General features: G+C 51.5%; 17 protein-coding genes. 7 read left to right on the forward strand and 10 right to left on the reverse strand.

What is annotated here, in order from left to right:
* The 7 genes from AC16KF_RS05685 to AC16KF_RS05715 all read left to right on the forward strand — a co-directional run.
* Positions 1–213 (forward strand): transposase (locus tag AC16KF_RS05685; protein WP_484036328.1); only part of this gene is annotated, 213 nt, incomplete at its 5' end.
* A 62-nt stretch (positions 214–275) separates the two neighbouring features.
* A complete protein-coding gene (locus AC16KF_RS05690) occupies positions 276–509 on the forward strand; it encodes a hypothetical protein (RefSeq protein ID WP_484036329.1) in 234 nt (77 codons plus the stop codon).
* A gap of 53 nt (positions 510–562) precedes the next feature.
* On the forward strand, positions 563–904 hold the full coding sequence (locus tag AC16KF_RS05695; RefSeq protein WP_484036442.1) for an endonuclease domain-containing protein: 342 nt from the start codon (positions 563–565) through the stop codon (positions 902–904).
* Positions 905–907: 3 nt separating this feature from the next.
* Positions 908–1,297, forward strand: a complete 390-nt coding sequence (locus tag AC16KF_RS05700) for a hypothetical protein (RefSeq protein WP_484036330.1) — start codon at positions 908–910, stop codon at positions 1,295–1,297.
* A 147-nt stretch (positions 1,298–1,444) separates the two neighbouring features.
* On the forward strand, positions 1,445–1,696 hold the full coding sequence (locus AC16KF_RS05705; protein ID WP_484036331.1) for a DUF433 domain-containing protein: 252 nt from the start codon (positions 1,445–1,447) through the stop codon (positions 1,694–1,696).
* Entirely contained in the window at positions 1,693–2,064 is a 372-nt protein-coding gene (locus AC16KF_RS05710) for a DUF5615 family PIN-like protein (protein ID WP_484036332.1), read from the forward strand. The genes AC16KF_RS05705 and AC16KF_RS05710 overlap by 4 nt, the downstream gene beginning before the upstream one ends.
* A complete protein-coding gene (locus AC16KF_RS05715) occupies positions 2,061–2,189 on the forward strand; it encodes a DUF559 domain-containing protein (protein WP_484036443.1) in 129 nt (42 codons plus the stop codon). Before AC16KF_RS05710 ends, AC16KF_RS05715 begins: the two co-directional genes overlap by 4 nt.
* A 153-nt stretch (positions 2,190–2,342) precedes the next feature.
* Here AC16KF_RS05715 and AC16KF_RS05720 read toward each other — a convergent pair whose 3' ends face one another.
* The 10 genes from AC16KF_RS05720 to AC16KF_RS05765 all read right to left on the reverse strand — a co-directional run bounded on the left by AC16KF_RS05720 (position 2,343) and on the right by AC16KF_RS05765 (position 15,871).
* Entirely contained in the window at positions 2,343–4,331 is a 1,989-nt protein-coding gene (locus tag AC16KF_RS05720; RefSeq protein ID WP_484036333.1) for a hypothetical protein, read from the reverse strand.
* Positions 4,332–4,430: 99 nt separating this feature from the next.
* The gene (locus AC16KF_RS05725; RefSeq protein WP_484036334.1) at positions 4,431–5,246 is read right to left on the reverse strand and encodes a class I SAM-dependent methyltransferase; all 816 of its coding nucleotides are present in this window, start codon (positions 5,244–5,246) and stop codon (positions 4,431–4,433) included.
* Between the two features lie 197 nt (positions 5,247–5,443).
* Complete coding sequence (gene rffA / locus AC16KF_RS05730; protein ID WP_484036335.1) at positions 5,444–6,574, reverse strand: dTDP-4-amino-4,6-dideoxygalactose transaminase; 1,131 nt, start codon at positions 6,572–6,574, stop codon at positions 5,444–5,446.
* Positions 6,575–6,695: 121 nt separating this feature from the next.
* Positions 6,696–8,882: a hypothetical protein gene (locus tag AC16KF_RS05735; protein ID WP_484036336.1), complete on the reverse strand. Its 2,187-nt coding sequence runs from the start codon at positions 8,880–8,882 to the stop codon at positions 6,696–6,698.
* Between the two features lie 247 nt (positions 8,883–9,129).
* Positions 9,130–10,248 carry a glycosyltransferase gene (locus AC16KF_RS05740; protein ID WP_484036337.1) on the reverse strand — a complete coding sequence of 373 codons (1,119 nt, stop codon included), beginning with the start codon at positions 10,246–10,248 and terminating at the stop codon, positions 9,130–9,132.
* Positions 10,248–11,399 carry an N-acetyl sugar amidotransferase gene (locus AC16KF_RS05745; RefSeq protein WP_484036338.1) on the reverse strand — a complete coding sequence of 384 codons (1,152 nt, stop codon included), beginning with the start codon at positions 11,397–11,399 and terminating at the stop codon, positions 10,248–10,250. The genes AC16KF_RS05740 and AC16KF_RS05745 overlap by 1 nt, the downstream gene beginning before the upstream one ends.
* A 93-nt stretch (positions 11,400–11,492) precedes the next feature.
* Positions 11,493–12,251: an AglZ/HisF2 family acetamidino modification protein gene (locus tag AC16KF_RS05750; protein WP_484036339.1), complete on the reverse strand. Its 759-nt coding sequence runs from the start codon at positions 12,249–12,251 to the stop codon at positions 11,493–11,495.
* A complete protein-coding gene (hisH, locus tag AC16KF_RS05755; RefSeq protein WP_484036340.1) occupies positions 12,248–12,868 on the reverse strand; it encodes an imidazole glycerol phosphate synthase subunit HisH in 621 nt (206 codons plus the stop codon). The genes AC16KF_RS05750 and hisH overlap by 4 nt, the downstream gene beginning before the upstream one ends.
* A gap of 55 nt (positions 12,869–12,923) precedes the next feature.
* Positions 12,924–14,375 carry a lipopolysaccharide biosynthesis protein gene (locus tag AC16KF_RS05760; protein WP_484036341.1) on the reverse strand — a complete coding sequence of 484 codons (1,452 nt, stop codon included), beginning with the start codon at positions 14,373–14,375 and terminating at the stop codon, positions 12,924–12,926.
* Between the two features lie 203 nt (positions 14,376–14,578).
* Positions 14,579–15,871 (reverse strand): oligosaccharide flippase family protein, encoded by a 1,293-nt coding sequence (locus tag AC16KF_RS05765; RefSeq protein ID WP_484036342.1) that lies wholly within the window; start codon positions 15,869–15,871, stop codon positions 14,579–14,581.
* Positions 15,872–15,882: the final 11 nt, after the last annotated feature.

The following is a 15,882-nucleotide window of genomic DNA, read 5'->3' on the forward strand; positions in this document are numbered from 1 at the left end:
AATGAACTGCACTGGGTCTTGGATGTGGCTTTGCGGGAAGACCATAGTCGTGTGCGTAAAGATCAAGCTCCTGAAAACTTCGCCGTCCTTCGCCACATTGCGCTCAATCTGCTCAAACAGGAGAAAACCGCCAAAGGCGGTATGCATGCCAAGCAACTCCAAGCCGCTTGGAACCAGGATTACCTCCTCAAAGTCCTCGCCTCACCGATTTAGATGCGATTGCCCTACAGAGAGTTGGCTTTGGCAGGAAATTTTCGTGGTAACATCTCATTGAAATGATTGTACATCCTCCACGTCACCTTGTATGGAGCACGGACACGATTGATTTAAGTGATCCGTTCCAGAAACGCTGGCTGTTGCGTCAGACCTTGATGCGCGGGCGGGCGGAGGATGTCCGCGCACTGGATTTGGAAGAAATCAGGCGGGAACTTGACCAGTTGAATTTGCCAAAAGAGATCGAAAGCCTATGGCGGCGGTTCCTGGAGTATCTAGATGCCAGAGACAATTAAGGGTTTCGGAACGCTAACTCCTCTCCAATTGGACTGGGCGGTTAAATTATTGGATAAATCAACGAAGAAGTAGACGTGGTTGCCGCCGCGAGATGACTCCTGCCGAGAAACCGCGAAGCGTGTGGCAGGAAGTACGCGCGAAGAAGTTGGGAGTTCGGTTTAGACGGCAACAAGACATCGCGGGGTTCATCGTGGACTTTTACTGTCACAAGGCGGCGTTGGTCGTTGAAGTTGATGGGGATGTCCACGATTTGCAGAAGGAGGAGGATGAGAGGCGGGAGAAAGTTTTACACGAGATGAGGTTGGGGATTGTCAGATTCGAGAATGATGAGGTGGTGAAGAGTCTGTCCGCGGTGGTGAACAAAATAAAAGCAATGATTTCGTCAGAGAGTTAATCCATGCCAAGGAAATCCAAGAGAAGTCTACAAGATGTCGTTGGAAAAGAAACCTACGATGTGTGGGTGGACATGCTCCGTGAACTTGTACCGAACGGGCGGACACATCGTCTTTCGGTCGTTGTCGCGGGGATGTTGGAATACGCTGTGGATAAGTCCATGCAGATCAAACACAGGAACGAAAAAGAGCACTCGGTTGCTATGTCATTGATTGACGCAACTGATACAAGCGATCCTGATTCCATCAAAGAATTAATCCATGATGTTGTGGATCGGTTGTTCAAGGATGCGGGTGTGGAATATAAGAGAGTCAGCAAACGCGGCGAGCATTACAGTATTGCCGATGAAATCTACAATGAATTTTCAGGCTGGTACGATTATCCGTGGGATTAAGGCGTTTGTTTTGGGAATGATGAGGTGGTGAGGACGCGGAGCGGTCCGCGGTGGTGGGGAGGATAAAGCCATTTCTGACGAAACCAACATGATTTCCAACCTTGTAAACGGGTAAAATATGGACTGGCATAAGCAAAGGAGTCCAAGATGGAAATTCGACATTACAAATTTGACCGTATTACCCTTGACCCTGAAGTCTGCTTTGGGAAGCCGTGCATTCGCGGGATGCGGATGCCTGTCGCTTCGGTGTTGGGCTATCTGAGTTCGGGGATGGGGATCAAAGATATTCTCAAATCGTGGCCCGAACTGGAAACCGATGATATTTATCAGGCATTGGCATATGCTTCGTGGGCAATGGAGGAGAGTGTATTGCCCGTGCCTGGGTCGGTGGCGGGATGAACTTTCTGCTCAACATGAACGTCAATCGTGACATGGCCGCGCCGTTACAACAGCGCGGTCATGTTTGTCGTCATGCGGGCGATATAGGGATGTCGCGTTCAAAGGATGTTGAGATCGTTGCAGAAGCCAAAAAGACAGGCGAGACCATACTGACACATGATTTGGATTATGGAAATCTGCTGGCTTTTTCTGGCGAAAGCGCGCCCTTGGTGCTCATTTTGCGGGTACGAGATTTACGCACAGATGAGATTATGTCTCGTTTTGACATTGCCTGGAGTGAAATTGAATCTCCGTTGAACGAAGGCGCAATCGTTTCTCTTTCCGATAAAAGTCTACGGATAAGAAACCTGCCCATTGAGCTTGAATAGTCAAAGAACTCCGCCGCGAGATGACGCCTGCCGAGAAGATTCTGTGGCAGGAAGTCCGCGCGAAGAAGTTGGGAGTTCGATTTAGACAGCAACAGGTTATTGCGGGATTCATCGTTGATTTCTAAAGAATGCTAACTCTGGCTGGCATATATCAAATCTTTTTCGGTACGATGTGGCCATAGTTAATCGCGAAGTGTTTCGAAAGGTCGGCACACTGATCAACATCGGCACGTACGATTCCCAATCATCGACATAGCCTTCGCCTTTTATCAACCAGTTTACGGACACACCCTCTCCCCCTCCTGCGGGACATACAAAGCGATCTCATCCTCAGGGAAGGACTCTTCAAGCCGATAGTTGCACAGAATCGGGCGCATGATGCCGCGCACCCAGGCGTTGTTCTCCTCTGAGAACGCGCGGCGGCGGGCAAGGATCTTGAACGTCAGCGGGTCAACGACGATCAGGTCGAAGCGCTGGGATTCCATCTCTTCCTTGAAGTGAGCGAGGAATTCCTCGTTGTTCGACATCGCCATTTCCATCAGTTCTTCACGCTCGTATTCAGGGACAAGGGTCACATCCTGCAACATTCCCATTGAGATGAGATGCCGTTGCGTGATGAAGAGAATCTCGCCGCCGTCCGCATTGACCTCGTCCACGTGGGACTGCAAACTTTGCAAGACCGCGTCGGTTCGGGAGGGGTCGTAGGTTTTGAAGGCGATGCTCGATTGAGTCAAAAACAGGATGGGGATGACAATGACTGACATTGCGTTGCCCCAAGGTAGCGGAATGAATTCCGCAGTCCGTGTTTCCGCAGTCCGTGTTTCAGGCGTGTACCGAGCAAAGACCAAATACGAAAACACGATCAATAGCATGGTGAAATACGCGTCGAGGTTGTGCAGGTCCGCGCCGCCGCCGATCTTGAGGCTGACGATCAGACCGCCGACGAACAACGCGAGCAACGCGGCAACGATGAAAAATATTCGCACGGGATGCCAGTCCGCGCGGCGGGAGCGGAATTGAGCGTACAGCACGATCCACATTGGGAGGGAGACAAAAATTGCGGCGGGCAAAATGCCGAACGCGTAGGATTCATTCGGTAACAAGCGATACCACAACAAAGGCGACGATAAACTGGTGAAAAAATCTTCGGGGTTGGGGATGCCCGAAAAGGCGATGTAGATCTGCATCGAAGCGAACGCGGTTAGAGTCCCAACGAAAAACCATGAAGCGGGTTTGAAAATATATCGCCAGAAATTTTTTCCGTTGAACGGCACTTCCAACAAATACAACACGGCGGCGATCATGCCTGGCACCACGTACCAGTTGACGCGACTCGTCCCAGCCCAGAGAGAAGCCAAAAGAACGGCGAACCAAGCCCGCGTCGAGGAATGAGGCGAGAATATCCAGAGGAGAATCAGCACGGGGATTGCCAAATGCAAATAGATGGGTCCCATCAACACAAAGAGAATCATCCACATGCCTGCAAAAATTTTCACGCCGCGATTCTGAATCGAGAGGCGCGAGAGCAACGCGGGCGCGATCAATCCCGCGAGCGCGAGTCGCAAAAACGTTTGCCAGAAACGATGCGCCCACAACGGCGCGTCGAATAAATACGGCGGCGCGAGCAACGCGTGCAATGTTGGATGAAGGATCGGCAATGCAAATTGTTCGCCGAAAATTTTGCGCGAGAGAAACAGCGACGGATAATAATAGCGGCTCGTCTCCGACCAGCCCATCGAAAACGGATACGCGGTGATGGATGAAATGTTGGCGAGAAGCAAAAGCAAAACCGATTGACACAACATGAACACGATCAGCGCGATTGACCAATCGATTTCTTTGCGAAAAATTTTTACGCCCCACATGCCCGCGAGCGCGCACATCCAAAAGACGAGCAGTCGCACCCACGCCTCGCCGCCGAGAATTTGTTGAAAAAAAGAATTTGCGATGACAAGCGGGAAGCCCGCCAATGCGACGACGATGATAACGATGCCAAACTTTTTTTGGATGAAACCCAACGCTTCGACTCGACCCCATAGCTGGTCGCCCGCTTTCGTGAAACTGACTCCCAGCCCCAACAGCGCCAGCAACGCGAGAATCGCAAGCGCGGCGATCCCCGCCTGCCATGAGGTTTGTGTTGAAAGATTTACATCCAACTTCGCGGCGAGATTAATGAGATTCCAAATCGAAAGGAGAGGAAGCGCGGCGGTGATGATGAGGATCACGCGCCAGAATGTTGAACGGGAGGGAGGGGTGATGAGGTTCATAAATTCTTGGGCATGTCACCCTGAGCGTTAGCGAAGGGTCTCCAAGATTATCGTGGAGATTCTTCGCCGCAAAAACCAAGAGCGCGGCTCAGAATGACATTACCTTGAAGCAATCACCCGAATCGTTGCGGCGGTGTCTTCGTCCATGTTTCCGCTGACGAACTCGGGTTTGACGTGCGGCTGAAGTTTGATGAACGCATCTTTTTCACTGGTGAGGATCTCGATCTCGACATTGGCAAAACAATCCTCGAACGCTTTGCGATAATTCCACAAGCGATAGCGGTTGTGATTGCTGGACGGGTTCAGCCAATTCCTCCACACACTTTCGGAGAACCTCAGCATCTCGAAAGGATATTTGAAGAAGTGGTCGCGCAAGTCCACAAAATGGATGTGCAGACCGTTGGGCTTGGTCAACGCGGCGAGGGCGCGCGTGATGCCTTCCACATCGTCCACGTGTTCGTAGACCGAACTGCTCAACACAAAATCCACTGGCGGGATGTCGCCGCGTTTCTGCAGATCGCGGATGTCATCTTCGAGCAAGGTCATCCACTCAGGGCGCGGACGCCATCCGCTTTTGTCGGCGAAGAAATATTTATCTTCTGCGCCATACAAACGACGGTTGTGCGGTTCATCGGGCGGCGCGTACTTGTCGCACAGAATGACATGTTCCGCGCCTTCTTTCAGCAAGCCGAAGCCCATGTCGAAGCGACCGCCGTAGCCGAAGACGAGGACGCGTTTATCTTTGAACGAGAGTCCGCGCGCCGACAGCACATCCGCGTAACGTTGGACGGCGGCGAACGGGTTGCTCGTTTCAAGCCCAGGGCGGATGATGATGCTCCGCAACAACAATGCCCGCACAAGTTTTTCGGGCATGAAGTGACGGATGAGGCGAGGGAGGAGGTAGGAGAGGTTCAATGAAAAAACCAAAAATTATTTTCAATCGTACTTCGGTAGTTGAGTAGGGCGAAGCCCGTATCGAGACCACCACGCCGTAAAGTAATTTCGTAACAAAAGTTTGTATGCATACTTGTGGTTTCGATACGTCCTTCGACTTCGTGGCGCGAACATCACGCGCCACTCCGCTCAGGACTACTCAACCACCGAGGTAGGAATCAAACGGAAAATTCTTTCAACGCGGCGATGACGGTCTTCTGTTCATCTTCGGTCATGTTCGTATAAAACGGCAGGCGGATCAATTGGTCGCTGACCTGTTCGGTGACGGGACAATCGCCTGCTTTGCCGCCGTACTTCTCACCCATCGGCGAGAGATGCAACGGCAAATAATGGAACACCGCTTGAATGCCGCGTTCTTTGAGGTGAGCGATGGCTTTTGTCCGCGCTTCGAGGTTGGGGAAGAGCATGTAGAACATGTGATAGGTCTGTTCGCAATGCGCGGGGACGAACGGCATCTGCACGTGGTTCTCCTCCGCCCAGTCGGCGAGTTCCTTGTAGTACGTTTCCCAAATCCGTTTTCGCGCGGACTGAATCTCCTCGCGCTTCTCGAGTTGCGCCAGCAAATGCGCCGCGAGAATTTCGGAGGGCAGATAACTCGAACCGAGATTCACCCACGTGTATTTATCCACCTGTCCGCGGAAGAAGCGACTGCGGTTCGTCCCTTTTTCGCGCAGGATTTCGGCGTCCTCAAAATATTTCTCGTCGTTGATCAGCAACGCGCCTCCCTCTCCCGACGTGAGATTCTTCGTCTCGTGGAAGGACTGCGTCGCCATCACGCCGAACGTGCCGAGGTCTTTGCCTTTGTACTTGCCGAACAGTCCGTGCGCGTTGTCTTCGATGACGGGGATGTTGTGACGGTTCGCGATCTCCATGATCGCGTCCATTTCACAGCCGACGCCTGCGTAATGGACGACAACGATGGCGCGCGTCTGCGGCGTGATCAACGCCTCCAGCTTGGATTCGTCGAGGTTGAGCGTGTCAGGTCGAACGTCGGCAAAGACCGCTTTCGCGCCGCGCAGGACGAACGCGTTGATCGTCGAAACGAATGTGAACGAAGGGACGATGACTTCATCCCCTTCTTTTAAATCCAACAACAGCGCGGACATTTCCAGCGCATGCGTGCAGGAGGTGGTGAGCAACGCTTTGGGAACGTTCATCGCTTCTTCGAGGATCGCGTGCGACTTTTTAGTGAAGTTCCCATCGCCCGCAAGATGCGACGATTGAACGGCTTGCTGAATGTATTCGAGTTCGTTGCCGACGTTGGTGGGTCGGTTGAATGGAATGGGCATTAACTGATCTCCTTGAACTATTTGATCTATTCCTCAGCCACAGAGTCCACAGAGACCTTTGAGAAAAAACTCTTGTTTTCTCTGCGCGCTCTGTGGCGAAAAGACTTTGGCAAAAGGTCTATTATTCCAAATATTTCGCGCACGCTGAAATATCTTCTTTCGGCACGAGCAATTGGATTCTAACTTTTTTCAGCGTGTTCACAGGTTCATAAAAACACAACACAGGCGCGGAAACCCACTCGACCCAGGCATTATTTTCCTCGCCGAAATTATCTTCTTCGGTTTGAATCCGTTCGTGGAGGGGGTTGGTGATGATGAGCGAGAAACGATGCGCGGCGAGGTCGCGATAAAAATTTTGAAAATACGATTCGCTCGCGCTCATCGCTTCGTTGATCAGCACCTTTTTATCATACTCTGGCACAAGCGGAACGCCCGTGACGTATTTGAACGTGAGCAGTTGCCGCTGGTCAATAAAAAGAATGTCGCCGTTCGGCGCGGCTTCCTCGATCGCGTTGCGGATATCTTTCAACGCCTTATCTGAATCATTTTCATACGGAAGCAATTCAGGGAACGGACCTTGCGGCGGGATGTCGGCGAGAGTCATCACCCACGTCATATCTTCCTCCGCCACGCGATTCGGCGCGAGAAATTTCATCGGGTAATATGCGGGGTACACAACCATGAAGAGCAACACGAGTCGCATCCACACAGGCGAGGCGGCGCTTTCGAGAATCCATTTCGCGCCCGACTGATGCCACGCCATCGCGCCCGCGAATAGCAAGCCGATGATAAACATGTCCATGTTGTGCAGGTCGCCGCCGCCGCCGATCTTCACGCTGACGATCAAGCCGACGACGAGAAACGCAAGCAACGGCAGGATGACCGCGAGTTTCTGCAAAAAGGTCAACGCCCAGCGCCGCGTCACAGATAAATAAACGAGAACCGCGATCAACGGCACCACCGCGAACAGTAAGCCGAGCAAAATCCCTTCGGGGTATGTGGCATTCGGGAATAGGCGATACCATAACAACTCTTGCGAACCCGCCTCCGAACTAACGCCCGACAACGTCACACCCGAACCAAGACTGGAGACATCTGTCGATTCTGTCCCACCTGCGATTAACGTCGTTATTCGAGTAATCCACGCGGGGATAAAGAACGGCGCGGCATATCCGCCGAGTATGCCTGCCACGCCGACTGAAATTGCGCGCGCCCAGACGGTACGATCCGTCGAACCGCTAAGCCCGCTAAGCGCGCGAAGTTTTAAATCTTTCTTTGCGCTCTTCGCGCTCTTAGCGGTTAATTTTGACGCACTGCTGAACTCCAGCATCGCCGCCCACATGCCTGGCGCGAACATCCATGTGTAGCGACTCACTTCCGCAAAATAACTTGTGACAAAGATCAACGGAACTGCCAGCCACAACGGTTTGCCCCACGCGAACGCGACGAAGATCGCGCACCACAACAACGGCGGGTGGATGGGACCTTGAAGCACAAAGATCATCGTCCACAACGAAACGAGAATCCATTGCCAGCGTTTAAATTGCGCGGACTTGAACGCGACGAGACCGAGGATGAAATATGGAACAGCGTTTACCAGTCCCGTCCACAAACGGGCTTGCATGATGGTGACGTTCGGGAGCAGGAACGGAATCCCGCCGATGAACTGCCTGCCCACATCGAGCAACACAGGGATGGACTTGTCTTCGGGGTAGATATAAATGTCGCGCCCGAACATGATCGAATAATCCCACCAGCGATTTCCCTCCGACCAGCCCAGCGAGAACGGATAACTTGTCACGTTACCCAGCGAGAGGATAAAGACCGCCGCACCTGAGATCAGCGTCAACGCGGAGACTATCCCAAGCCATTCAATCGCGTTTTCATCAGAGCGAGTCAACAAGAAGCCGAGCAGAATCGCAGAGACCGCCCACAACAGCCAGCGGAGATATTGTCCGTGCAGGACGAGTCCCCAGGCGGTGTATTGCAGGATCCAAATGGGAAGGACGAGCACGACCGCACTCAACACCCAGCGCAACGCGCCAAGTTTGTTACGGAGTTTCGCAACGCGGGCGAGCGCAGAATTGAATTTTTCATTGCGCCAAGCCGCGAGGATCGTCCCTTCGAGGCAGAGTATGCAGAACAACTCGAACAGCACAAACGCGACAAACCACTTAAGCGAAAACAAGCCCAGCCATTCGCCTGTCCCCCATGTGATGTTATAGAATTCAAGGCTGGCGGCGGTTAATAAAAATGTGGCAAGCGCGATGACGAGCAATCGCAAATACAGTTCACGGGTGTTTGGCATTCGTTTCTCAAATCCATTTTTGTACACGGATAACACGGGTTTCACAGATTCTCATGAAAAAAATTCATTGTGTACGCGTTTGATTTTCTGCTTTGTATCGGCGGGCTAAAGCCCTGCCTCAGTTCGTGAAAGTCCGCTAAAGCGGACTCTTTGCGCCAGCCCCGAAGGGCTTCCATTCGCTGAGCCTTGGATTGAGCCTGTCGAAATTAGGCGGCTTCAGCTCCGCTCATTGCAAATAGTTCAGTAATTAAAAATCCGTGTTTGTCCGCGCGATCCGTGTACCAGAAAGAATCTCTTCAAAAAATTTCAGGCGGAGTTCTTCCTTGCGGGTCGAGTCAATTCTTTCTTTCAGCGCGGCGCGATCCGCGCGGACGCCGCGCATGCGATACGCAAACTCGCGGATGGCTTCTCCGTGGGTCTGAATGTTATCCTCTTTATTGGGAATCTTCAACAGGAAATCGAAACCCGCGTCGTCGAGGTCGGTGTCGGTGTATGCCGCCACGAGCGGAAGCCCCAACGCGAGACATTCGCGGCTCTTCAACGTGGATGCCTCATTCAATTGAATGCGATGCAACGCCAGCGAACTGATCGCAACGTCGGCACGAGCAAGCACTTTCAAATATTCATCCGATGAAAGATAACCATGCAGATATAAATTCGGCGGCAATGGTTCATGTTCAGGCAACGTATCATAACCGACGATGTCAAGTTGCACATCCGAGAAGCGACGCGCGAATTCAACGAGTTTGTCCACACCATGCCAGATATACCCAGGGCTTCCGATAAAAACCAATCGCGGCAATTCATTCGATGGCGCGGGCAATGGAGTAAACGAATCAACGTCAATGCCGTTGGCAATGACGCGCGTGGGCTTGCGATACAAAGCAAAGGCGGGAGAAACTTCCAATTCGCGCGAGACAGCCACAAGTCCGCGCACGAGGCGCAGAAAAATTCCGCGCGTGAGTCGGTTGTACAAACTATACATCCCGCCCAAATCTTCGTGCTGGGTCAAATCGTTCGTGTTGATCTCTTCGATCACGGGCGCGATCCGCATCAGGCGATGCGCGGGGTACACATAAATTCCGTAACGCAAATAGATGATGTCGGGCTTGAACTTTTTCACAGCATCGACAAGTTGACGCGCGGCGCGGATGCGATCGATCTCGGTGAAAATTTTTCCGCGCGATTCATACGGGATGACCTCCGCTTCGATCAACCTTTCGGCTGGTTCGCCCGTGGACGCGTGCATGAACAGCCGAGCCTCGTGCCCCATGCCGCGCCACGTTTCCAGTTGACTTTGCATCTTCTTCCCCACACCCGAATTTTTTGTGCGCGCCCAATGCAAACTGACATACGCGATGCGCATCACGCCTCAGCCTGATGCGCGCGTTTTTGGCGCGCGCGATACCAATCGCGCCCGATGTTGTACAACCCCTTCAACAGCGGACCTTCGACGACGCGCCCGTACGACGGATAATCCCAAAATGTTTTCTTCGGCGCATTGAGGATCAACTCGAACTCGTCATCGGTGAGACCGAGTTTCTTGACGACATACTCGCGGTCTTCCTCTTGCATCGTGGGTTGATACGTCGGCTTATCGAGTTCCTTCAACGCGGCGTCGCGTGTCGTTTCGCCTGAGCAGATCAAACTTGAAAGATGCGAGCGGCGTTTGTCGTAGCCGAACTTCGTGGGCAGAATGTATCCCTGATAAAAGCGCGTGTAAATCGATTCATAATGCTTGCCGCCGTAATATCGCCAGCCCAACTCTTGTTCGAGGATTTTCATGGCTTCGGTCTTGTTGAAATCAATATAATTCAAAATGTCCACGCGGCGATGCGTAAGCAAGCGGCGATAATACGTGAAGAAACCAATGTGCGGAAAAGTCTTGAGCCTGCCGCGCCCGAAGAGTTGATTTACACTGCGGATGTATTTCCAATCGAAATGTCCCTGCGACCAGGCGCGCGGCAAATGTGTTTCAGTGCGGACGTTGAATCCCGACACGATGTACTTCACGTTGAGTTTGTCCGCGAGGTCGCCCAACACCGCCCAGATGGCATGATCGCTGGGAATCTCCGAATCAGGCGTGGATGATCTGAGGAACGCAACTTGCAAACCTTTAAACTCTTCCCAGTCCAGCACTTCGGTGTGGAGGTCAATGCCGAGGCGTTTCAACGTCTCTTCGATATTTTTGACGGCGAGTTCCGAATCCCAGCCGTTGTCCATGTGCACCGCCAGCGGACGCAGTCCCATCTTCTTGACGAGATACGCCACGTACGTGCTGTCCACGCCGCCGCTCACACCGATGAGACAGTCATACGGTTTGCCGCGCCCGTCGCGCTTCATCTGCTCCACAAGTTTTTGCAGATGCTCCTCGCCCGCCTTACCCGCGATCACTTTTTGTTTCATCAAACGGTCATGGTCGTGGCAATGATTACACACACCGTTCTCATCGAAAACGATGTTAGGGTCGGTCGTGTCCATCAAACAGCGCGTGCAGATACGATACTTAGAACTCATTCGATCTCCCAAAACATCAGCCACGGATTTCACGAATTTTCACGGATTGTTTTTTTCCTTTGTGTTCTTCGTGTCCTTCGTGGTGAAAAATTATTACGGAATTGCTTTCTTCAACTCTTCCTGCGTGGGATAACTGATCAACACGCCTCGCAGCGGACCTTGGAACACGAACATGCTCCCCGCCGCCGCGGCGGACGCGCCAGCCTTTACCGCCTCCGCCAGATGTTGAACATTCCCCGCGCCGCCGCACGCGACGACTGGCACAGTCACCGCTTCTGCCACGCGCGTGATGAGGTCGAGGTCGTAGCCTTGCATCGTGCCGTCGCGGTCAATCGAGTTGACAAAAATTTCGCCCGCGCCTTGCTTCTCCATGTCCACGGCAAACTTCACGGGGTCGAGACCCGTGCCTTTCTTGCCCGCGCGCGTGAAGACTTCGTATTTGCCGAACAGCGTTTTCTTCACGTCAATCGAAATGACCACCGCCTGACTCCCCGCGTGATCTGCCGCGGCGCGGACGAGCGACGGGTTCTCCACCGCCGACGTGTTCAACACAAATTTCTCCACGCCGATGGACAGCAACTGCTTCACATCGTCCATGTCGCGGATGCCACCGCCGTACCCCAACGGCATAAAACATTCGCTCGTGATCTTTTTTAGCAACTCGAAATTCGGGCGGCGGTTTTCGGTGGTGGCGAGGATGTCGAGGAAGATCAACTCGTCCACTTCTTTGTCGTTGAAGATGCGCACGATGTTGATCGGGTCGCCGAGATATTTCGGGTCTTTGAACTTGACCGTCTTGACGAGTCCTTCGCCCTTCAACAACATGCACGGAATGACACGCGGGCGGATCATGACACACGCTCCGCAAAATTTTTCAGCAACTGCAACCCGAACTTGTGACTCTTCTCAGGGTGAAACTGCGCGCCGACGATGTTGCCCTTGCCCAGAATCGAATGGATGGTCACGCCGTACTCGGTCTCGGCAAGCACCGCGTCGGTGTCTTTCGCAACCACATGATACGAGTGGACGAAATAAAAACGCGAATCGGCAGGCAGACCATCCACGAGCGGATGTTGCCGCCGCACGTGAATCTCGTTCCATCCCATGTGCGGGATTTTGAGATTCGCGTGTTCTCCGTCGAATTTGAAGCGGATGGTCTCCGCATCGAACCACCCCAAGCCTGCTTCAGTTCCCTCTTCGGACCCTCTCGTCATCAGTTGAAGCCCCACGCATAAACCAAGCACGGGAATTTTCTTCTCCAACACAAGTTCACCGACTACTGGAACCAACCCCGTCTCGCGGAATTTTTTCATCGCCGCATCGAACGCGCCTACGCCAGGCAGGATCAACTTCTCGGCATCTCGAATCACCGCAGGGTCAGACGACGGCTCCGCTTTGAAGCCCGCCTTCTTGAACATATTTTTGATCGAGCCGAGGTTGCCGACTCCATAATCTACGATGACGATCATTGTTTCCTTTTGTGATCCGCGCAAACCAGACAGCCAGAATAATTCCTTACAAGAATCATAGCCATTTGCCAAACCCGCCAACCATCGAAAAAAGCTTCGATCGAAGAGTAGGCTTTGTAAGAACTAAAACGACATAATAGAGCGCAAGCAAAATCAAACTTGCCAGGACTACCAACGCAGGCGACTCGGCCCAAAACATTTTCGCCGGTAGCAGCGCCACCAGGATCATTGCGCTCAAATATATCATCTCAAAAAGCCAACCGGTGATTTTCTTCACAGAGACATTGCAAGCCTTGAGTATCCAAAGAGCAATCGCGGCATAGCAAATTACGCCTGTGATGGAAAATAAAGCAATGGCAATTCGGGCATCCTTTACCATCACGCCCACAATAATTGAAAGGATACGAGTTCCCAAAAGCGCAACATTAAAGCCCAGTCCAACCTCCTGCCTGCCCAACGTATTGAGAATACCATGTAAAGGCGAACTGATAAAAACAAACAAAGTCCATAACCCGAGAAGTTGTGCGTAGCGACCGGCTTCAACCCAGTTGGAGCCAAAAATCACCGTAAATATTTCCTGCCCGGAAACCATCAACACCACAACCGGGCAAACAGCAACGAGTATTAAAGTATATGTAACGTCTTCCACCATCGGAGCGAGAAGCCCGTCTTTTTTTTTCTGCTCCGCCTCCTGAAAAAACACTTGCGCGACAGATGTGCCAATCAATGAAAACGGCGAAAATACAACCCTCATCGCGAGTCCAAAATATCCAACCGCTTCAACAGAAAAATAGCGGGCAAGCACAAACGAAGGGAGTTGCCAGGATAACGTATTGAGCAAACCAGATGGAATATCGAAAAGCGGGTATTTTTTAAAGTATCGAATACCGAACCACATTCTTTTCCAATGCAAGGTAGGGAGTAGATCATGTATCCCCCAAAACCTCAACATTAATAATAGCGCAAACATGAAGCTTCCGGCGACTGTAGAAGCAATAAGAACAACTCCCCCAGCCTCTGTCAACCAACCCAGAATTAATATACTCCCCACCAGAACCCCAGAGGATACTATTCTCGCAATTGCTATTTTGCCAAAATTGCCGGCCCGTGATGTCCAAAAATATAATCCGTTCCCGACCCCTGAAAACAATACGACCAAAGGAACCAGATACAGAAAACTTTCAAATTCGGGAAGGTTGATCCAGTTCGCAAAAACACCGCCCCAGATCTTGACCGCAATCAAGGTCACGATGGACGAGAAGAATGAAAAAAATATACTGATGCCCAACTGCGACATCGCCTGTTCTTCATCATCAGCATTAATGATGGAAAATTCATACCGAAAACTGGCTATGCTCCCTAACACGGTTTGAATGGCAATAAAGACGGACCAAAAACCGAATTCATCGACGCTAAACATCCGGGTTATGAGAGGGGTTGCCAGAATAAGAAATGCCTGGCTAATACCAGCGCCAGCCATCAACTTGACCACATTCTTGGAAAACATTGGACCAGTCCTCAGAAATCGATGAAATCGCCATATCGCATACCACAGGGTTCAAAAAAAAGATCTCGTTGTAAGCCGGCTCACCTTGTAACCCTACGATCTATACAACTCTTGGTTTTATTGATTTGTGGTCGCTCAAGACGCCCGCACGGGGGTGGCGCGGGAAGTTGTCCGCGCCGTGAGTGATTCATTCACTCCTAGACTCAGACTCGGATACCAATGACACGGTAAGTCAACCATCGCATAAAAACAATTTGCAAAGCGAACGTCAAGCCGGTGCCAACTGCCGATCCAATCATCCCAAATGGGGGAACCAGTAGAATATTCAGGATTAGATTCGTAAGGAAAATAAGGAATATCAACAACGTCTGACTGGCAGGGTAACCCGTTTGATTAAATATCATTAGGAGCGGCAAATATCCCCCACCCAGTATCGCGCCTACCATAAGAATATACAGAGGCGCCTGCGAGGCGACGATATCCGGGTTTGGAAAAACCATATACAGCAACGGATATCCCAAACAGACAAGAACGCCCAATGGAACCAGGGCGAGATACGACAAATTCCTGATCTTCCAAAGAAACTTTTGAAAAACTTCTCGGCTCTGAGAGAAATAGTTTTGGGTGATGAGCGGATTCACAACCGTTCGAATCACGGTTGGGAGCTGTGAAAATCCTTCTACGACCAGGGCGGCGAAACTGTAGATTCCCACCACCCGATCAGTCGCGAACAAGCCCAATATAATCACATCGATACGCGTGTTGACATCCAATAAGATGTTTCCGCCCGCGGCTTTTAAGCCAAACACCGCATGCGAATGGTAGAGATCCCGGTACGATAAACATTGACGAAGATCCAGGTAATTGCGCGCAGGAACCAGCATGATGAATAACAACAAACCCTCCGCGCAAGAGAAAATAACAGGCACATAATAACCCGGGGCATCCAACCAAACGAGAAGCAGAAGAAAAAATAGCATGAAAATGAACCGTAACGCCTGAAAAATTGCGTATGCTTTCATCTTGCTTAATCCATTGAACAAGGCAAGCATGGTCTTGTTCAGGGAGAAAAACATCAGCCCCGGAGCAATGCATGCGACACCGATACTCACCTCCGGGCTTCCCAGAGCGGAACCGAAATAATCGCTCAATGCAAAAGCGAGCATTGCAAAAAGCATGGATGTCAAAAACGTAAGGATAAAACCTGATGAGAAGATTTTCTTTACATCATCCATCTCGTTGTGCGATTGCGAAACCGATTTAAGCACCGAAAGGTGAACGCCCCCCACCGCCACCTGCGACAGCAAAATGTATATCGCATACACCTGATTAAAGATCCCCAAAACGGCAACGTCATAGAAAAAGGCTACAACAAAATTCAGACCGAGCCCAACGCCGGCGATGATCCCAAAACTCGCCATATTCCACAAAATACCGTTTAGCTGTTGAGGAGATTTGACAATACCAGGAGGTAATACAAAAAACAATTTATTCACAAGATAGCGAA

Source organism: Candidatus Defluviilinea gracilis (assembly GCF_057138825.1).